The 19,611-nt window shown below is 34.2% G+C and carries 17 protein-coding genes; 8 read left to right on the forward strand and 9 right to left on the reverse strand.

Annotation, left to right across the window (positions count from 1 at the left end):
* Positions 1-576, forward strand: a 576-nt coding sequence (istB, locus tag GSQ84_RS11445; RefSeq protein WP_158797405.1) for an IS21-like element helper ATPase IstB, incomplete at its 5' end; no start/stop codon positions are given.
* A gap of 771 nt (positions 577-1,347) precedes the next feature.
* Here istB and GSQ84_RS11450 read toward each other — a convergent pair.
* Entirely contained in the window at positions 1,348-2,067 is a 720-nt protein-coding gene (locus GSQ84_RS11450; protein ID WP_158797406.1) for a glycosyltransferase family 2 protein, read from the reverse strand.
* 201 nt (positions 2,068-2,268) lie between these two features.
* Between GSQ84_RS11450 and GSQ84_RS11455 the strand changes: the two genes are divergently transcribed.
* From GSQ84_RS11455 to GSQ84_RS11470, 4 genes are all read left to right on the forward strand, one after another.
* Positions 2,269-2,529, forward strand: a complete 261-nt coding sequence (locus GSQ84_RS11455; RefSeq protein ID WP_158797407.1) for a hypothetical protein — start codon at positions 2,269-2,271, stop codon at positions 2,527-2,529.
* A 6-nt stretch (positions 2,530-2,535) separates the two neighbouring features.
* Positions 2,536-3,198 (forward strand): glycosyltransferase family A protein, encoded by a 663-nt coding sequence (locus GSQ84_RS11460; protein WP_158797408.1) that lies wholly within the window; start codon positions 2,536-2,538, stop codon positions 3,196-3,198.
* Positions 3,195-3,878 carry a glycosyltransferase family A protein gene (locus GSQ84_RS11465; protein ID WP_158797409.1) on the forward strand — a complete coding sequence of 228 codons (684 nt, stop codon included), beginning with the start codon at positions 3,195-3,197 and terminating at the stop codon, positions 3,876-3,878. The genes GSQ84_RS11460 and GSQ84_RS11465 overlap by 4 nt, the downstream gene beginning before the upstream one ends.
* A 182-nt stretch (positions 3,879-4,060) precedes the next feature.
* The gene (locus GSQ84_RS11470; protein WP_158797410.1) at positions 4,061-4,327 is read left to right on the forward strand and encodes a hypothetical protein; all 267 of its coding nucleotides are present in this window, start codon (positions 4,061-4,063) and stop codon (positions 4,325-4,327) included.
* A gap of 67 nt (positions 4,328-4,394) precedes the next feature.
* On the opposite strand, the gene GSQ84_RS28265 is transcribed toward GSQ84_RS11470, so the two are convergent.
* The 6 genes from GSQ84_RS28265 to GSQ84_RS11500 form a co-directional block, all read right to left on the reverse strand.
* Positions 4,395-5,927 (reverse strand): S8 family serine peptidase, encoded by a 1,533-nt coding sequence (locus tag GSQ84_RS28265; RefSeq protein WP_158797411.1) that lies wholly within the window; start codon positions 5,925-5,927, stop codon positions 4,395-4,397.
* Between the two features lies 1 nt (position 5,928).
* A complete protein-coding gene (locus tag GSQ84_RS11480) occupies positions 5,929-7,638 on the reverse strand; it encodes an FKBP-type peptidyl-prolyl cis-trans isomerase (RefSeq protein WP_158797412.1) in 1,710 nt (569 codons plus the stop codon).
* A gap of 53 nt (positions 7,639-7,691) precedes the next feature.
* Entirely contained in the window at positions 7,692-8,525 is an 834-nt protein-coding gene (locus GSQ84_RS11485; protein ID WP_158797413.1) for a hypothetical protein, read from the reverse strand.
* Between the two features lie 68 nt (positions 8,526-8,593).
* On the reverse strand, positions 8,594-9,952 hold the full coding sequence (locus GSQ84_RS11490) for a RagB/SusD family nutrient uptake outer membrane protein (RefSeq protein ID WP_158797414.1): 1,359 nt from the start codon (positions 9,950-9,952) through the stop codon (positions 8,594-8,596).
* A gap of 14 nt (positions 9,953-9,966) precedes the next feature.
* Positions 9,967-13,626 (reverse strand): SusC/RagA family TonB-linked outer membrane protein, encoded by a 3,660-nt coding sequence (locus GSQ84_RS11495; protein WP_158797415.1) that lies wholly within the window; start codon positions 13,624-13,626, stop codon positions 9,967-9,969.
* A gap of 151 nt (positions 13,627-13,777) precedes the next feature.
* Complete coding sequence (locus GSQ84_RS11500) at positions 13,778-14,947, reverse strand: FecR family protein (RefSeq protein WP_158797416.1); 1,170 nt, start codon at positions 14,945-14,947, stop codon at positions 13,778-13,780.
* Positions 14,948-15,083: 136 nt separating this feature from the next.
* Here GSQ84_RS11500 and GSQ84_RS11505 point away from each other — a divergent pair, with 136 nt between their 5' ends.
* Both GSQ84_RS11505 and GSQ84_RS11510 read left to right on the forward strand, forming a co-directional pair.
* Entirely contained in the window at positions 15,084-16,400 is a 1,317-nt protein-coding gene (locus GSQ84_RS11505) for a glycosyltransferase (protein WP_158797417.1), read from the forward strand.
* Positions 16,401-16,423: 23 nt separating this feature from the next.
* On the forward strand, positions 16,424-17,371 hold the full coding sequence (locus GSQ84_RS11510) for a glycosyltransferase family 4 protein (RefSeq protein ID WP_158797418.1): 948 nt from the start codon (positions 16,424-16,426) through the stop codon (positions 17,369-17,371).
* Here the strand turns inward: GSQ84_RS11510 and GSQ84_RS11515 are convergent.
* Positions 17,364-18,005, reverse strand: coding sequence for a glycosyltransferase family A protein (locus GSQ84_RS11515; RefSeq protein ID WP_158797419.1), 642 nt, complete (start codon positions 18,003-18,005; stop codon positions 17,364-17,366). The two genes, GSQ84_RS11510 and GSQ84_RS11515, sit on opposite strands and share 8 nt — an antisense overlap.
* A gap of 156 nt (positions 18,006-18,161) precedes the next feature.
* Here GSQ84_RS11515 and GSQ84_RS11520 point away from each other — a divergent pair, with 156 nt between their 5' ends.
* On the forward strand, positions 18,162-18,869 hold the full coding sequence (locus tag GSQ84_RS11520) for a glycosyltransferase family 2 protein (RefSeq protein ID WP_216848909.1): 708 nt from the start codon (positions 18,162-18,164) through the stop codon (positions 18,867-18,869).
* Between the two features lie 3 nt (positions 18,870-18,872).
* On the opposite strand, the gene GSQ84_RS11525 is transcribed toward GSQ84_RS11520, so the two are convergent.
* A complete protein-coding gene (locus tag GSQ84_RS11525) occupies positions 18,873-19,448 on the reverse strand; it encodes an RNA polymerase sigma factor (protein ID WP_158797420.1) in 576 nt (191 codons plus the stop codon).
* Between the last annotated feature and the right edge of the window lie 163 nt (positions 19,449-19,611).

Consider the following 19,611-nt stretch of genomic DNA (forward strand, 5'->3'; position numbering starts at 1 on the left):
TCTAACAAAAAAGTGGCCCGCTTAACACAGGGAGCAGCATTCCGTTACCTCTCTCATCTATCTGAAATCAACTATCAGGCAGCAAGGGATCTCGATAAAGAACTATTGAACCGACTTTCTTCGTGTCAGTTTATTCAACAAAAAGAAAACGTTCTGGTTACAGGTCCTACTGGTGTTGGAAAAAGCTTTATTGTATCAGCATTGGGGCACCAGGCTTGTGCAATGGGTTATAAAGTGGCTTACTACAATACCTCTAAACTTTTTACCCGACTGAATGGTGCCAAGGCAGACAACTCTTTGTACAGAGAGATAGCGCGTATTGAAAAACAGGATCTGCTCATTCTTGATGACTTTGGGCTTCAAAATCTGGATAAAACGCAACGAGATCTATTGATGGAAATTATCGAGGACAGGCACAATAAGAAATCTACCATAATTGCTTCACAATTGCCTGTAAGTACCTGGTATGAAGTGATTGGTGAGGGAACTATTGCCGATGCGATACTTGATCGCTTGGTGCATGGCGCACATCGTATAAGTTTGTCGGGTGAATCGTTGAGGAAAGTAAAAAAATAATCTTATAATTGCTGGCCCGGTATCACCGATACGGCTGGCCCATCTTGAAGCGATACGCTTGGCCCACAATCACCGATATATCCAGAAACTACAGACGGTAACACACCGCCATAAATTGCATAAATCGCACAGAGAATAAAACCTGATGTACAAGTTGGCGTAGTTGGTGAATAAACATAACTTGATGGTAGGCTAATAGGAGATGGTACTCCCAAATAAGCATACCATCTTCTATAATGTGGTGTTCCTGCAGGCATAATAAAGATTCTTTTATAGATCAAAAAGAAACAAAAACTTTAATGTAAGACCTACTCTTTTTAAGGTTTTCGGTTTTCCCTTAATTATAAAATGACTTAATAATACAATAAATATTAGTCTAAGCAGTTTTGCCGTATACAAAAGCTTTGGCTCCAAGTGCACTTGGTTGAGGAACTCCTGTAGACAACACGTTTGAAATATAAATTTGCAATCCAGAAGTAATTAAACTAGGGTTTGCCCCAGCATAACATGCATATATTGCACAAACAAAAAAACCATTACGACATGTTGGCCCCGCAGGGGAGTAAAGCCAACTAGATGGTAAATTGAAACTACCTCCTACATAATTGTACCATCTTCTTTTGCAGCCTGGCATGATAAAGATCCTTTTGTCTATCAAAAAGAAACAAAAACTTTATGTTAACACCTACTCTTTTAAAGGTTTTCGGTTTGCCCTAAATAATTACTGATTATTAAGTTACAACAATTCATTATCCTATTTCAAGACAATATTCACAAAAATCCCCATCCAGAATATCCTAAACGAACATTCCATTTTTTTTTAAAATAAGGTAAATCTTTATCAATGTACTGTTGTTGCTGTTCGACAGTTTTACTGCTTAACGTTCTGCTTTCTAAATGATCTACAATAGAAGAGGTAACTAGAGCATGTTTGATATCTAGGATAAAAAGTGTATTCGCATAATCATTATCAGAGCACCAGAATTTATAATTTTCATCCAATTTGCCAATTAATTTTAAAATATCCCTTTTCAAAAAAATGCACCATCCTGAAATTTCCCGTCGAACGCCATATCCAGGATATATTCCGCTATTTAAGTTAATTTGAATTTTAGGATGATGTATGGAACATATGGGAGATCCGCTGGAGAGATTATAATTTTCGAAGGCTTCAACCATATTTGTAGCCCAATGATAATGAAATATTAAATCATTATTACACAAGCAAATGAAAGGAGAAGAAGTTAAGCCGATGCCAATATTCATATATTTATTATAACCAAATTCCTGATCGGTATAAACGGTTTTTGAATAAGGATATTGGTAAGGTTCTAAATTTCTATTAGATTCTATTACAATAATATTAAACTTTATAGTTCCCGGATCTTCAGAAATCATCAACGACTGAATACATTCATTAGTCATTTGTATAAAATCCAAGTTTTGCGCATAACTCAAGATAATAATATCTATTTCTATAGTAGGTAACATGTTGATATCTGTTTTTCTCCATCAAGGATGATATACAAGTTAACGCTAAAAGACTCAAAATTCCGGGACATTTGCCCCTTTTTGTCAGTGTCAAATTTCTTTAATTTTATTTTAAACATAACGGGAGAAACCGAACACCCATAATATAGTAGGAATAACTAAAGTTTTTAAAGCTTTTGATCAACAAAGCATCTTAAAATTATGGACAATGAAAACAAACTCAAAAACTGGTATGCCTATATTTCAGGAAGCCCATTCGATTGTGAAAATTATTTTTTAATACTTACTAAGCCACATCATGTAGGCATAGGCAAAACCATCTCTGCTATTTATGCTACAAGCAACGGATTAAAACCAGAAGAATTTTCCGTTGAAACGAAAACTGAAATTGCTAACGCATTAGCTATGCAGGTTCCACAACCTGTACATTCTAATTATCCAACTGTCTTATTAAAATCTTAAACACAGATGAGTACACCTCTTGTTTCCTGCATCATGCCAACAGCCAACAGGCAAAAGTATATTTCTTTTGCCATTGACTATTTCTTAAAACAGAGTTACCCTAATGCTGAATTAGTAATTATAGACGATGGCATAAAATCTGTCGCTTCATTGATTCCTGATCACCCGAAAATTAGATATTTCTATTCAGATCCTATAGGAACTATTGGCATAAAACGTAATCATGCATGTGAGAAATCAAGTGGAGAAATCATTATGCATTGGGATGATGATGATTGGTATGCACCCGAATGGATTAGTAGACAAGTTGATGCATTAATTACTTCTAATGCTGACATAACAGGATTAAATAGGGTAATCTTTTATTCTCCAACAATTGAAGCACGATGGGTGTACGAAGACCTGGACATTGAGAAGCCCTGGTTATGTGGCGCAACAATGGCTTATAAAAAATCTTTCTGGCAAGACAACCAATTTATAGATCTTCAAGTTGGTGAAGATTATGATTTTGTATGGAATTCTAAGGCAAAAATATTTGCTCATGACTATTTTGAAGGTTTTGTAGCCATTTTACATCCTAATAATACAAGTATTAAACCAGTAGAAAATCCAAAACATAAAAAAAATCCCACACTTTGGAAGGATCCTAGTGAAATAACTGAATCATGAAAACGCCATATGTTTCCTGTATAATGCCAACAGCCAATAGAGAAAATTTTATTCCTTTAGCCGTTAGTTCCTTTTTAAATCAGGATTATAGAAATGTGGAATTAGTTATTATTGACGATGGTAAACGATCTGTTAAAAATTTAATTCCAGATCACCACAGAATTAAATACTATTACACATCACCGCTAGGCACTATTGGTCAGAAGCGCAATTATGCCTGTGACAAAGCAAATGGAGAAATCATTATGCATTGGGATGATGATGATTGGTATGCATATGATTGGATAAGCAAGCAGTTAAGCTTTTTAGAGACTTCTAAAGCTGATCTTTGTGGACTGAATAATATTATCTTTTTCTCTCCTCTAGTGGGCAAGTTTTGGAGATATCATGATCCAGGAAATGAACGTCCTTTCATCGCAGGAGCAACCATGGCCTATGGAAAAAAATTCTGGGAAAAACATCCATTTAAAGATTTACAAATTGGAGAAGATTATGATTATGTCTGGAATTCTGGAGCTAGCATTTTTGCACACGATTATACCGATGGTTTTATAGCCACTCTGCATGCAAGAAACACGACACTTAAGCCTTTTGAAAACCCCAAACATAAACTGCATGCGATACAATGGATGAATATTCCTTTTAATGGAAAAAGAGAATCAGAAGAAAATAAACAGTAAAATAGTTTGTAACACCTGACCCTATGAAGATGCGAAATAGCATCGTAAATTAGTACTATGATTTAGAGATTCATCTATTTCACCTGATCAGGTAAAAGCAAAGGGAAAACCGAAAACCTTGAATAGAGTAGGTAAAAAAATAAAGTTTTTGTTTCTTTTTGATTGATAAAAGATTCTTTATTATGTCAGCAGTAGTAAAAAAAAGATGGTATAGTTACCTCGGTTCACCAGCAGCTGTGAATTTACCATCAAGTTATATTTATTCGCCAGCTACGCCAACTTGTACAGCAGGTTTTACACTCTGTTCAGTTTATGCTATATATGCAGGGGCGCTCCCTTCTATAATTACATCAAATCTACAAACTTATATAGCTTCAGTGTTATCAACAGGTGTTCCTCAACCAACAGGAATAGGTAGCCCTAAAGCATTTGTTTACGGTAAAGCTTAATTATATTTAAAATTATTGCAGGAGGAAAATCTCTTCCTGCAACAATTTTAAACATATCAACTCGAATTTACCTTGATATTTCTTGCTTCCTTAGTACACTAAAAGCCTTATAAGCATTTACAATCCCCCCTGACAAACATAAGTCGGAAAAAAACAATTCTTCACCCAAATTATTTTTCACCTTATGATCAGGTTTAACGACTGTTTTCATTATAATATCTTTCACTTCTGTTGCCTTCAAAGCGGGATAATAAGATCTGATTTCAGCTGCTAATGCAGAAACTACTGGCGCGGCCATACTAGTTCCACTTAATTTCAAATATCGATTATTTGGCCAAGTTGAATATATATCTACCCCTGGAGCAAAGACATCTATTGTATTTTTTCCGTAAGTTGAGAATGCGCTCAATAAACTTTGATCATCTTTCCAGCCTGAAGCGCCAACTTCTATCCATGCTTTTGCCTCTTCACCATTTAAGTATTTTTTATTTGGATAGCTATCAGATTTTTGTTCTATTCCTTCATTCCCCGCACCATGAACAATTAGTACATCATTTAACATTGCGTATTTAACCGCATTATCTATTACTTCCTTATCAGGCGAGAAACTAGTAATCAAACTCAAATTAATTACTTTTGCTCCATTATCCACCGCATAACGGATAGAATTAGCAATATCTTTATCATAAGCTTCTCCAATAGGTACTGCACGCAATGACATAATTTTGACGTCTTTTGCAACACCTTTAATCCCTATATTATTACTCCTATCTGCAGCCAGAATACCAGCTACATGAGTGCCATGACCAGGCTCCTCCCCGATTATATCTGTATTGCCATAACATTTTCTTTGATATTCTTTATTTCCGGCTCTAGGATCATAATTGATATTCACTAAATAAGCTAATTGATATTTAAGTTTTCCATATCGCCCATCTAGATTAGATTTAAATGTTAGAAAATCGATTTTATCTTTTAATGCTTTAACTATAGTAATCTGCATCATAGTCTCATCTTCACTTTTACAATGATAATTTCTCCATTCTTCTTGGGTAGGATTTTCTTTGCCTATACTTTTAACCATAGAATAGAGCAATTCTCGCTGTATTTCCACAGCTTTCATTTCCTTTTGTAAAGGAAAAATATAATCATCCAATTTGGATTGTAATTCTTTTCCTTTAGCTGAACTAGGCGATTTATTTAATTCCGCTCTTAACAAGCGAACTAAGTCAATATTATCATATTGAAAACTGCCTTTGGAAGATCCAATGAAATTCCACCCATTAATGTCATCCACATAACCATTTGCATCATCATCTTTACTATTTCCCGGCAATTCTTTTGGATTAAAAAAAATTACGGACTTTAAATCTTCATGATTAATGTCTATCCCACCATCAATCACAGCTACGATCACCGGCACTGATTTTTTTCCATTTAGCAACTTGGAATAAGCTTTTTCCATACTAATACCATATACACGATCAGTTGCCAAATCCATATTTTGCCAGTTTTTTAAGTCATTTGTGGATTTCTGAGCATAGCCATTACAGAAAGAAAAAAAAGAAAACAGACTTAAAGCCAATTTTTTATATATCATATTATTTAATAATTTGAAGTAATTCCAATTCAAAGATCAAAGTACTATTTGGAGGAATTGTTCCTCTCATGGTATGTTCACCATAGGCTAATTCCGCTGGAACATAAAGTATCCATTTAGAACCAACGCTCATTCCTGCTAATGCTTCTTTCCAACCTTGAATTACATCTGTCGTATTAGTAATGAACGGTTTTCCTTTTTCAAATGAACTTTCAAAAACCTGACCATTAATTAACATTCCAGTATATTGAACACTAACTCTTTCATTTCCTATGGGTTTAGTGCCATTTCCCTGTTTTAAGATTTTATACTGGAGGCCAGATGGGGTATTAACTACTCCGACTTTCCTTTTATTAATTTCTAAGAATGATTTGTTATCAGTAGGATCAATAGTCTTCGCTTGTTGTATTGAAGTTCTTCTCCTCGCATCAGCATCTTTCATCATCTTACTATCTAATACCATTCCTCCATCAACTTCAGTAAAGATTAACTTATCTACTAACCTCTTTTCTTCTATTAAGTCAAGACCATAAGGTTGAATAGTTTTTCGAATATTCTGAATATCTGTCCAAGAAGAAAAATTAAAATCAATATTAACTTCTTCTGAATATCCAGTTTCGTCAAAGACGTAAGGGTTATTTTCCTTTTGATTTAATTGATATACTAAAGTTTGCAGAAAATTTTTATGATTGAAATTATGTTTAGATAGTAAATCAGATTTTGAAGTAATAATTAGTTTTAATACTTTTTCATTCCGCTTTTCCCAACGTACATGTAATCCTAAAAGTCGATCTAAATCATTAACTATACTTTTATATACCATTATATCCGCCTGTCCGGTATCAGGATTCACAGATTCAAAGCAAATACCATGTATCCTAATCCAATCTTGTGTATAACCCGATTTTGTTTCATATTTATATTTAGATCTATCTGATACCTCCCAAACAATTTGATTTGGATCAACCAAATAAGAAGGTTTAACCAAAGAATCCATAGAAACGATTTTCGCGAAACTTTGAATATACGATGTGTAGATAGGTTGGTTCAAGAAATAGGCTCTTACCGTTTTACTATTCGCATCTCTTATCACACCAGCCCCTCCACTAAAACCTTCAGAATTCACTTTTTCTCTATAGTCGCTAATTGCGGAATATTTAACAGCAGTAGATTTTACATCTACTTGATTGCTATCTAATATAAATAATGATTGTTTTGATCCATTAAAAGAATAAAAATCATACTTTAATGGCCAGTCTACTTTTTCATCATTTAATACTTTTTTAATATGATAGGCATCAACATATTCCGAAGAAGTTATTGCAATAATTTTCCCTTTGTTAACCCATACTTCATGCGGTATACTTTTATGTGGAAAATAAAGAGAGAATACTTTATCTTCAATCACACTAGGTAGATGAACATTTTTAGTATACTTATTTCTCCTCCAAAAATTGACAGTTAACGTTCCAGGTTCATCTGTGACCGGAAGAATTTTTATTTTGTAATTGAACTGATGCTGTAAGGTATCATATCTGGGTAAAGAGGCAACGCAACCCGAACAAGTTGTCTCCCAAAAATCAATGATTAAAAGTTGATTTTTAAAATCTGAGGTTTTAAAACTTTGTAGATTTGAATTAATTATCTTATTTATGGTTATTTCAGGTAAATTATCACCTAAGGTTAAAGGTTTAATGTCCTTTTGAGCCATTATATTGGAAAAAAAGAATATAGCAATAGCAGTTATAATATATTTCCGTCTCATTAGTTATTTACTTCTTTAATGACAAACATTTTCATTTCCCTCATCTCTTCTTTTATGTCCAAATCATAACGCTTTAGTTCTTTCCGTAAAGAATTTAAATCAATCGAAGAATTAGTTTTTAAATCAAGATCTACAGGGAGCGTATATCCTGTTTCATCAACTAATAAAGGTAACCCTACATCATATATAAACTCATGAAATCTAGACAAAGGTAAATTATGAAATAAACCATTTTGATTATAGTCACCGGTTCCGGATCCTGAGGATTTGAGCTTATCACTGCTAGAAGTACGAAATAAGACCAGTATTTTAACCATTCGATTCTCGTATCCAAATTTAATTTTCAGATTATAAGCGAGTTCACTCTCTAACTCTGACAGAGGTGTTAAACCAACAGGAAGCACGAGTTCAAAACAATGTCCATTTTTTCTCAACCAGTCATCTTTTGTATCAGATTTAGCATCAAAGCGATATTTTGAAGGATCTTTAACCTCAAGAATAATACGATCAGGATCTGCAAATCCATGTGTAACGATATCTACAATAGATAAATTAAACATACTTATTCTGCGCGTATGAGTAATTGTATCTGTAAAACCATTAAAATTACTTATACCCTGTATAGGCTGAACACCTTCCCGATAACCAGTTAACACAAAAAATCTTAATGATCCATTCTTATTAACAGATTGTTCTTCATTGTATTTAAATACAGGGCTTATATATTGAAAATCAAATAAAGGCTTATGATAGCTATATGAACTATCGATTTGAGCATTTACCTTATTTATTAAGGTTGCTAAAAATATTGAAATAAAATATTTACTATTCATATTTATGATTTAATTAAAATGGCATTTTATTATATTTATTCAATAATAAAATACCATCTTAGCATGCTCTAACGTGGGTTTTGTGGTATACTGGAATTTTTTATTACAGGATCAGGAATCTCTAAAACATATCTCAAATCATTAGGCGGTAAAGTATAAGTTTGATTGTTAATCACTCTTTTCAAAGTGACAGCGAATCGCGAATCTGTGTTTAACCGCTTTAAATCCATCCACCTGACACCTCTCATCAATAACTCTTTTCTTCTCTCAGTCAATATTTGTGACAAAGCATCATCCGCAGTAGTAGCCGCCATTGCAACATAGGAGCCTGTTTTCCAGCGTGTAATCAACAATGTATTTAAATCTGCCATTGCTGCTGTTATATTTCCAGATCTGGCATAACATTCTGCACGTGTTAAATACACTTCATCTATTGCAAGACCATTAAATAAATTTGTATATGTATTGGGCTCGTAGTTGCCTGTAAAATAATACCCTCCATTATAACTTTTTAAATAAATACTTTTTCTTAAATCATTAGTTTGATAAGAAGAAGCAACTGTGGAATCCATTAAAGCATAATTTGCGCTTGTTATTTGTGCACTAATGGTATAAGAATGAAATAATACTTCCTTATTAAAGCGAGTAAATGGAAAATCGGTAGATGGATCTAAATTGTTAAAATCCATCAATTGAGCGTTGATATTTAATACAGAACTCGCATTACTCAGAGCATCTGTATAATTACCCATAGACAAATAGATTCTGGATAACATTGCATAAGCAGCCTCCTTACTTGGTCTAGACGTTATGCTTGGTGTCGGCGGTAAAAGGGTTGCCGCTTCTTTTAAATCCTGTATAATTTGATCATAGGTTTGTTGAACGGTTCCTCTAGTAGATACTCCATTTAAATCAGAACTTAATCTTAAAGGAATACCGGAATCCTGATTCGCTGTAGATCCAGTATAAGTTTTGGTATACAACTGTGCGATGTGCCAGAACGCATAAGACCTGTAAAATAATGCAGATCCCCTCAATGCGCTTAAAACAGTTAAATCCGTTGTCCCTCCTTTTAATTTTTCTATTGCTTCTAATACTAAATTGGCATTATAAACAATATAATATGGATCTGTCCATTCTTCTGTAGCGGTACTTCTTACGGCATTAGAAGACCATTTATAGATGTTTTGATCGTCCCCTGGTTGTAAAGCAAGATCACCATCATGCAAATAATAATCATCGGATGAAGCCACCTGATCATTCGGATAATTGGAATTCATCGTATTATAAGCATCCAATAACAATTGGCATTGACTAGCTGTGGTAATAAAAACTTGAGTACTATTCGATTTCTCCTCTAAATATTTTTGACATGAAAATAAAAATGTAAAAACAAACAATAGGAGTAATAATTTATGTGTTTTCATCGGAATGTAATTAATTAAAAGTTAGCACTAAACCCAAGACTGTAACTTGTTGGCTGGGGATAATCAAATGAATCAGGATCAAGCCCTAATTTATTCGCTCTCCAAATAATGCCTAAATTATTGATGTTTGCATAAATCCTCGGGTTTTTAACAAACCAATGCGATTTATTAATAGCATATGAAAAGTTAATTTCCTGCAATCGGATATTATCCCCCTTCTCAACATTTATATCTGAGTATTGATAGACAAGATCTCTCGAAGGCGAATTTACATTTACTAAAGAAGGAACGTTAGTAAATTTCTCGTCACCTGGTTTTTGCCATCTATTTTCGTATTCCGCACCAGAAATAGCTCCTTGATAAAATTCACCGTAATAGTTTACTAAATTGGATAAAGGTCTCCTAAAAAAAAAGCCCAATTCATATTTGATATTTGCAGAAATAGAAAATTGCCCGTAGTTAAATGTGTTCCTAAAAGATCCGAAATACACCGGAACTGAAGAACCAAAGTAGTGAGCTTCTGATTTCGGTTGATTAATTAGGGGATTAACATCTGCAGATGTAGTATTATTATTAAAAGTAACAATTTTACCGTTTGGCCCGTACAATCTTGGATCGCCAGTATTTGGATCCAGACCAGCCCACTTAAATGCGAATATCCTATTTAGATCTGACCCAACATTATATGAAGGAAATCCAGTTACAACATTTCCAACTGTTTCAGCTTCTCCTGTATAAACCTTAGTTACGATCACTCTACTGTAACTAAATAAAAAATTACTTACCCAACTAAATCGACCAACTTGTAGGTTTTTAGACTTTAAACTAAAGTCTATACCAGAGCCTTTTAAATCAGCGGTGTTATATGTAGTGTAATCATACCCTATACTTGGATCTAATGGAGAGTTTGATAATAGATCTGTGGTTTTCTTTAGATAATACTCAAAACTGCCACTTAAACGATCACTAATTCCAAAATCTAATCCCAAATTTAAAATCCCTGTTTTTTCAGGACGAAGCTTACTATTAGTAACTCCACCACCAAGAACATTATAAGGTAATTTAGTATTCGGATCTATTAGATTGTTGGAATAATTACCTATTGTTGGAGCAGCAAGAACCAAATTATTCACATTTCCATTATATCCAAAAGTGGCTCGCAATTTCAAATAGGGCAACCATGATAAATTATAAAAGTGTTCATTATTAATTACCCATGCTGCCCCAAGTGAATAATAAGGTGTTCCCGTTTTATTCGTGCCAGGGCCGAACAGACTCGAACCATCTTTCCTTATACTAGCAGATAAATTATATTTATTATCATATGAGTAGTCTGCATTGGCATATTCACTTAAAGTTCTGGTTTTATAGTCATAAAAACCATTGTTAAATAAAGGAGTAATGGAGCCGCTAGATGCATTATTATAAAACAATTGGTTAAAAGTAGAAACATAATCAACTCTACTCGTTCCAGCCAATGTATTTGGATCATATCCAAAATAGCCATCAGTTGTCATTTGAAAAGTTTTATTCGCACTTATATCTACACCAGCTATAGCTGTTAATTTATTCTTATTCCATGTCTTATTTAAATTCAGGCCACCACGTAAGGTCTGTGTATTAGATGTATTACGATAAGGATTATAATAACCACCTAAAGGTATAGCTCTGTTAAAATTTACAGGATCAGTATATCTATTAATTAGATCACGCATGAACCAGGAATCTACGCCTTCATATGAAGCATAATCCAATAAGGTTTTCCCATAATTGTATGAAATATTCGCTGATAGAGAAGAAAGAATATTATAATTTGCATTTAGTATAATTCCCATCGTTTGGTTTTCTGTCTTAACATATCCGTCATTGATATCATCTAACGGTTTGTAATCATAATTTAAAATATTACTTCCATATTTGGCTGCCAAAAGCGATTCAAACTCTGTTCTATATTTTTTTGGAACTACTGATGCATTTCCCTCGGCATCAGCTAACGAAGTGTATAAAAAAAATGGGGCAGATATACTTGCACCCACAGAATTATTTTGTGCTTGTCCTGTTATATGACCTTGTGAATAAAATATATTTGATGAAATACTTAAATCTTTCATTAATTGATAAGAAGTATTATAACTCAACACAAGACGATTAGAACTTGAATTAACTGTATTATTTAAGCTATTGTCATAAGCAGCGGAGAAACGATAAGCAACCTTTTTAGATCCTCCATCTAAGGATAAAGAATAGCTTTGAGTTACTGCAGCACGATCAATATATTTGTCTAAATCATTTCTAATATCATGATTCCTTAAAGCATTAATTTGGCTATTTCCTTGTGTCTGAGTAATTAATCCCTGTTGTATCTGACTTAGAATATCCACAACCGGTGACACGGCTACTCCAGCCTGAGTTACTGAAGTAACAGGTGGCAAGACTGTTCCGTCTGCTTTATATTTATAAATTTCTACATCGATATAATCTGAAGGAGTCATAATTTTTGTATAGAATTGATTCAATTTATCAGTAACATTTATACTACTATTGAAAGAAATTCTTAACGGATTATTGTATTGTCCTTTTTTAGTTTTAACTACAATTACACCATTGGCAGCTCGAGATCCCCAAATCGATGCTGCTGCTGCGTCTTTTAAAATAGTAATACTTTCTACATCATTTGGATTTAATTGATCAATGGAATAAGCACTTGCAATACCGTCAATAACAACCAAAGGTTGTCCACTTGAGTTACTACCAGCACTATTATTAGTGTTACTGAAACTATTTAGTGTGTTTCTACCGCGAATAGTTAAAGTGATTAGCGGAGAAATTCCATAATTAACAGCCGCAGAGTTTACAGCATTATAGTTATTACTTGGATTAAAATTCAGACTGGTTGTTATACCATCTAAACGTTTCAATAAATTTGGATCAGTACTGTGCTGTAAATCTTCTTTGGTGATCAATTCGAAAGATCCAGTTGTACTTTCCTTACTTTTATCCTCGTAACCCGTACTCACAATGTTTACTTGTGATAATTGTTTTGGATTAATCGCTAAAGTAATTTTAAAAATATTTTTGGAATCCGCAGTTGTTAAAGTAATTTCTTTATCAATAAACCCTATGTATGATATTACTAGGACGGCTTCTTTTGGTGCAGATATATAAAAATTACCATCTGAATTAGTTAATGTTGCTTTTTTACTATCTTTAATTCTTACAGTTGCCCCTGGCAAAGACTTACCTTTTTCATCTTGTACAATACCTTTATAATAAACAGAATCCCGAGGAGAACTTTGATCTATCCTGCTGCCAGTATCTTTCTGTCTAATTATTATACTTTTGTCATCTATTATAAAAATTAGCCCTTTATTAGTGATGCATTGTGCCATTACATCATTTAAGTTCGCTTGATTGAAATTAACATTTAGACGCTTATTGGCATTTAATTTATCCGCTTGCCAAAGCACGTCATAACCAGTTTGGGCTTTAATCTCTTTAAAAACTTGTTTAATCGTTATATTTTTTTTTTCTAATGTTATTTTCTGCCCGTAAGTAGTTATTGCACTTACCTGCATGATTCCTACAAAAAACAAAATGATCATGAATCGCATTGCCAATAAAAATTTATACAGGTTACCTGACAGGCAACCTGAGAGTTTAGTATAAAATTTCATACATTTGTTTGCTTGGTTTATTTGCGAAGAGAGGGATCGGCTAGGTTATTCTCTGCGCATTAATTAATTGGTTGTTTGAATTGATTAATGTAAACCACATAGTCAGGGGTGTTGTCGCACTCCTGGCTTTTTAGTTTAATGAGGGTAGAGTTCATTTCATGACCATAATCCTCCTTCCATTGATACTAAAGTGAACAGATTGTGTTAATTCTAATTTTTTCAGCACTTTAGAAACATCACTGTATTTAGATAGCGTACCACTAAATAATTTATTATTCAAATCTCCGTCCTGATATTCAATATCTACATCGTACCATCTGGATATTTTTCTTAAAATACTTTCCAGCGGTTCATTTTCAAACATAAAATATCCATTTTTCCATGCTACAGCCTCGTCGGTATCAATTTCGGAACTATTGATCGTGGTTTCACCACCCTTGCCCTCCAGGGAAGATTGCTCACCTGGTTTAATAATAATTTTAGCATTGGATTGTAAACTGCTCACACTCACACTTCCTTCCAGTAAAGTAGTTTTAATAGTCCTCTCATCCGGATAGGCATTCACATTAAAATGAGTGCCTAATACTTCTACCTTTTGGCGTTTGGTGAATACTCTAAAAGGCTTAGCCTTGTTTTTTGCTACTTCGAAATACGCTTCTCCAGTTAATTCCACTTTTCGTTCATTAAGAGCAAACGTTAAAGGGTAGCGTAAAGACGATGCTGCATTCAACCATACTTTAGTTCCATCTTGTAGAATTAATTGGTATTGTCCGCCTTTAGGAATTTCTACCTTATTGTAAGCTAATTGTCCTTCGGTATTTTGATGTTCATTATTATAGATGAGCTCACCATTTTTTGTTTTTTGAATACTCATTCCAAATTGTTCAGCAATCTTTCCATTTTTTGTACCATCTAACGAGATCTTTGAGCCATTAGCTAAGGTTAAGATCGCTTTATTACTGCCCGGTAAAATAGCCGCTGCTGTTTGAGAACTTTTATTAGATAACAACATAAATTCACGATGGTAAAAAAAGACTCCTGCAGAAACAATTAATAAAATGGCTGCCGCTACTGAAAATGCTTGTTTTTGATATAAAGAAAAAACTGGTATTTTTTCATTTTGTATACGTTCATCAATAACAGCTTTCATCCGGTTGCGAATATTTTGCTCCTCTATAGGAGAAGAGTTATCCAAAAGATCAACTGATCCGGAAAATAATTCATAATATTTCTCAACGATAGTTACCTGTTGAGCAGTGGCCCTACCTTTTAACCAGGCACTGACTAATCGTAAAAACTTTTTTTGTTTGGAGGATTTCATAAGCTTATACCTATACAGTATATAAAAACATAACAATGTCCTATGCCGACCAAAAATATTTTTTTGAGACTTTTGACCCAGATTAAACCCTATTTGATGAGTAAATTCAGGACTAATTGATCTAGATAACATTGAAATGGAAAAGCCACTCGTTTCCTGTATTATGCCGACAAATTCATACAGACAAGTATTTATTCCTTATGCCATAGATTATTTTGTACATCAGGATTATCCCAATGCTGAATTATTGATCTTAGATGACGGTCCAGAGCCTGTCTATGACAAAATCCCTCATCATCCACGTATTCATTATCATCATAGTACTTTAACGTATCGCTTAGGTATATTGAGAAATATCTGTTGTCTGGAAGCAAAAGGAGAAATTATTCTGCATTGGGACGACGACGACTGGTATGCGCAGGACTGGATCAGTAAACAGGTTGAGGCGCTAATCAGTTCTGGAGCGGACATTACCGGTATTAGCAATGTCAATTTTTTCTCCACCCGATTGAACAAAATATGGAAATATAGAGACACAGCTAATCTTCCATGGGTTTATGGTGCAACCCTCGCCTATTGGAAATCGTTTTGGGAAAAACATCCTTTTAAAGAAATGAATGCCGGAGAGGACAATGAATTTATCAGGTCATCCGGAGCGAAAATTTACGCACATGATTATTCAGCAGGTTATTTGGGAATTGTACATACCGAAAACGCAGGCATACAATGGCAGGAAGATCCAAGACATAAACGGCAGCTGATTAAATGGCTGAAAAAGATTGAAAGCCCAATAGTTTATGAAAAGAACAACAGAGTAACCCTGGGATCGGATTCTCCGATGGTTACCTGTATCATGCCTACAGCTAACAGACCTAATTTTATTTCGCCGGCAATTGATCATTTCCTAAAACAGGATTATCTGAATAAGGAATTAGTCATCATTGATGATGGATTAGAACCGATCGAAGACTTAGTGCCAGCTCATCCTGCAATCCGTTATTTTTATTTTGAACCATCAGCAACTATCGGTAAAAAACGTAACATAGCTTGTGAAAAAGCTAAAGGAGAATTGATTACGCATTGGGATGATGACGATTGGTATGCACCAGACTGGCTTTCACACCAGGTAGATGCGATAACGAATTCAGCAGCAGACATCTGTGGAATCAACCAGGTTCAGTTCTTCTCTCCTACGCTCGATACCTATTGGATGACTAAAAATAGTGATTCTAAACGCCCCTGGTTAAGTGGACAAAGCCTGATCTACTGGAAATCATTCTGGGAAAGGCATCCGTTTAAAGACCTGCAGATTGGCGAAGATGACGATTTTATCAGGAACTCCGGTGCCAGGATTTGTGCACATGACTATTTCCAGGGTTTTATGGCTACCCTTCATTCCCATAATACCAGTCTTAAATTTTTTGAGGATCCAAAAGACAAAATAGTCAACTAACGTTTGCCTTTAATGAAGCATTTATGACATCAACCGTTTATGTACTATGTCCGGATTTAAAATCACCTTTTGGAGGAGTAATGAAATTATATGAACTGGCGGATACCCTGAATGCGAATGGAATAAAAAGTTTTATCGTTCATGAAGATAAGAATTTAGAGATAGATTGGTTTAATCACACCACTCCTGTAACCGATTTTAAGTCTATAAAAGTTAAAGCGGATGATCTATTGATCATACCTGAGGTATTTGGAAGCCAAATTCCTAATTTTTATCCTGGTGTTAGGAAAATCATCTTTAACCAAAATTCCTTTTATACCTTATTACCATTTAACTGGGATATAGAACTGGCTAGAAAGGTATATTTTCATCAGGACATTGTACAGGTGATTGTAGTATCCGAATATGATTTCGACTTTTTTAGCTGGTTATTTCCTGGACTCAAAATAAGCAGGATCATTTTAGGTATCACTGATAAGTTATTTTATGATCAACCTCATAAACAAAAAATCATTGCGGTAATGCCCAGAAAAGTAATTGATGATTACAACCAACTCATTCAATTATTACTGTTAAAAAATGATCTGGATGGATATACCATTAAAATTATTGATAACCTTACCTTAAAAGAGTGTGCTGCCATCTTACGTGAAGCAGCGATTTTTTTGTCCTTTAGCCATAAGGAAAGTTTTAGCCTTCCCCCTGCAGAGGCCATGGCCTGTGGCTGTATCGTCATTGGTTATCATGGTCAAGGAGGAAAAGAATTTTTCAGAAATGATCTGACTTTTGTAATTGAACAATCTGATATGATCAGTTATGCAAAATGTGTGATGGATGTAATCGACAAATTTAAGACCAACCCACTGGAAACACAGAAAATTGGAAAAAGAGCCTCTCAATTTATTTTAGAGAGGTATTCTTTGGCCAACCAGGAAAGATCGATATTAGAGGTGATCAGAAAGTTCATATAGTATTGGTCTGATCCATCCAGGTTACTGTATTGATATTCTTTAAGTTTTTAATGCTAGTGTTGTGGTCATGTAAGGTGGCAATAAAACCATTGGGATAGTCTAGTACAGCTATTTGTCCCTTAGTATTAAAAATAAAGTCAGAATCTTCACCAACCTGCAGATCAGCGAAAGGATGACATTTCCATATTGATTTTTTAAAAGCAAGAGTTGCTCCGCATAACCATTTATGATGTTCGGCATCTTCATATCCAAGGTACTGCTGCAATGAAGTAGAATAAAATACAATTTTATTTAAACCCGTAATGTCAGCACCAGAAATTAACAATAGATTTACCTGTCGACTGATCCAGTCAGGCGCATACCAATCATCGTCGTCCCAGTTTAAAATGAATTCTCCATTTGCTTTTTCACATGCCACATTACGCTTCTTACCAATCGTACTTATAGGCTCAGTATAAAAATAACAAATTTGATTGTTATCAGGAATCAGATCAGCGCAAGATTTAATGCCATCGTCTATAATGACCAGCTCTGCATTGGAATAATCTTGTTTTAAAAAATTATCGATAGCAAAAGGAATAAATTCTTGTCTATTTGCTGTTGGCATAATGCAGGTAACCAAAGGTATGCTCATTATTAAAAGATTTAATTTATTTAAATTTCTATCATAAAATTAAACTTAATCAGAATGGCTAACCGGGACAGATGGCACAAAATCTTAAAACTAGGTAAGACAGTTCAATATCTTTTTAACTTGTTTTGAATTTATAAACTAATTGAGCAAAGAGTTATGGATATCCAAACAATAACAGCAATCGATGTGATTATATTGAGTTATGCACACACCAATGAATTAATGCAAACCACTATCAATTGTATTAACTCGCTCCAGACCTCAGAAGATTCCTCGAAAATAAAATTTAACATCCTTGTGATGGAATCTCAAAAGGATTTAGGAAACTACCAATATCCATTTTCTAAAACTATTTACCCCGATCAGCCTTTCGGTTACCATACCTATATGAATCTGGGTATTGAAATGACCAATGCCGCTTATATATGTTTATGCAACAATGATTTGATATTTCATCCCAATTGGGCTTCAGAGATATTAAAAACAATGAACCAAATTCCCGATTTGTTGAGTGCCTCACCGATCTGTTCCATTTTACATCCAAATCATGGTTTCGATCTATATAGCGGGATAAAACAAGGTTACCGCATAGGACTTGAAATTGCAGGCTGGTGCCTTTTTATGCGGAGAGAGCTCTTTCAGCTTACCGGAAAGCTGGATGAAAATTTCACTTTTAACAGTGCCGATTACGATTATGCCAATACTCTAGCTGTACTCAACATCAAACATGCATTGATCACTTCTTCTATTGTTGACCATTTATACAATACCACCGTAAACACGCATAGTAAAGAGCGACAAGAAGAATTAAATATAACAGATTATTATTATTTTAAATGGAGCCATCGTTTGTTGCCTTTTTAGCTTTTATAAACTAATCAGGATCATTAGCTTACTCAAGAACTCCCTTAAGCTGGCAAAGGAAGTCAGCAGTTGATTCTGTACAGTTTTTTGAGAAATCCCAAGAATCTCACTAATCTCTTTCGTAGACCGCTCCTCCATATACTTCATTTGAAAAATCACACGTCTCTTTTCTGGTTGTAAAGACATCCATATAGCAATACAACCTTTTAGCTCTTTTTCATTCAGCAAAGAATCTGCCTGCAAATCAGCTAAAGCGATATGTTCCAAAGGTTCTATAAACTCTGGTCCTGCCTGCCCTCTTCTGTAAACCATGAATACCTGATAGCGCAATGCGGTAATCAGGTAAGGATAAAGACTGTCAATTTTCCTGCTGCCCCTTTTGGTCCAGAGGTCAGAAAAAACATCCTGAACTATTTCATCAACAACTTCAATTCTGCGCATCCGTTTAAAGGTTTCATTATATAACTTCTTCCAATACCTCTCATAAATTTCATCAAAAGCCCCCCTATCGCTTTCTCTTAAATAAGCGATCAACTCGGCATCAGTGAAAGACGTGTAATTGGCAAGTTTCGATATCATAGTCCTCTTTAAATAAATCCTCGATTGCCAAAAAATGGCCATCACATAAAATTTTTATTAAAAAAATGAAGTAAATAATAACTTTAGCTAAATGCTTTTAAAATTATTCTATAAACGTTTTTGGAGTAAAGACGGATTTTAGACCGGCTAAAATATTTTTATT

Origin of the sequence: Pedobacter sp. L105, assembly GCF_009765875.1 — a bacterium.
In the GTDB taxonomy this organism is placed as follows: domain Bacteria; phylum Bacteroidota; class Bacteroidia; order Sphingobacteriales; family Sphingobacteriaceae; genus Pedobacter.

What these genes read in the sequence shown, in the direction of transcription:
- GSQ84_RS11500 (WP_158797416.1), bottom strand. Translation starts at nt 14,947, where the DNA reads ATGAAATCCTCCAAACAAAAAAAGTTTTTACGATTAGTCAGTGCCTGG.
- GSQ84_RS11505 (WP_158797417.1), top strand. Translation starts at nt 15,084, where the DNA reads ATGGAAAAGCCACTCGTTTCCTGTATTATGCCGACAAATTCATACAGA.
- GSQ84_RS11490 (WP_158797414.1), bottom strand. Translation starts at nt 9,952, where the DNA reads ATGAAAACACATAAATTATTACTCCTATTGTTTGTTTTTACATTTTTA.
- GSQ84_RS11520 (WP_216848909.1), top strand. Translation starts at nt 18,162, where the DNA reads ATGGATATCCAAACAATAACAGCAATCGATGTGATTATATTGAGTTAT.
- GSQ84_RS11495 (WP_158797415.1), bottom strand. Translation starts at nt 13,626, where the DNA reads ATGAAATTTTATACTAAACTCTCAGGTTGCCTGTCAGGTAACCTGTAT.
- GSQ84_RS11525 (WP_158797420.1), bottom strand. Translation starts at nt 19,448, where the DNA reads ATGATATCGAAACTTGCCAATTACACGTCTTTCACTGATGCCGAGTTG.
- GSQ84_RS11480 (WP_158797412.1), bottom strand. Translation starts at nt 7,638, where the DNA reads ATGGCTCAAAAGGACATTAAACCTTTAACCTTAGGTGATAATTTACCT.
- GSQ84_RS11465 (WP_158797409.1), top strand. Translation starts at nt 3,195, where the DNA reads ATGAAAACGCCATATGTTTCCTGTATAATGCCAACAGCCAATAGAGAA.
- GSQ84_RS11470 (WP_158797410.1), top strand. Translation starts at nt 4,061, where the DNA reads ATGTCAGCAGTAGTAAAAAAAAGATGGTATAGTTACCTCGGTTCACCA.
- GSQ84_RS28265 (WP_158797411.1), bottom strand. Translation starts at nt 5,927, where the DNA reads ATGATATATAAAAAATTGGCTTTAAGTCTGTTTTCTTTTTTTTCTTTC.
- GSQ84_RS11485 (WP_158797413.1), bottom strand. Translation starts at nt 8,525, where the DNA reads ATGAATAGTAAATATTTTATTTCAATATTTTTAGCAACCTTAATAAAT.
- GSQ84_RS11460 (WP_158797408.1), top strand. Translation starts at nt 2,536, where the DNA reads ATGAGTACACCTCTTGTTTCCTGCATCATGCCAACAGCCAACAGGCAA.
- GSQ84_RS11455 (WP_158797407.1), top strand. Translation starts at nt 2,269, where the DNA reads ATGGACAATGAAAACAAACTCAAAAACTGGTATGCCTATATTTCAGGA.
- GSQ84_RS11450 (WP_158797406.1), bottom strand. Translation starts at nt 2,067, where the DNA reads ATGTTACCTACTATAGAAATAGATATTATTATCTTGAGTTATGCGCAA.
- GSQ84_RS11515 (WP_158797419.1), bottom strand. Translation starts at nt 18,005, where the DNA reads ATGAGCATACCTTTGGTTACCTGCATTATGCCAACAGCAAATAGACAA.
- GSQ84_RS11510 (WP_158797418.1), top strand. Translation starts at nt 16,424, where the DNA reads ATGACATCAACCGTTTATGTACTATGTCCGGATTTAAAATCACCTTTT.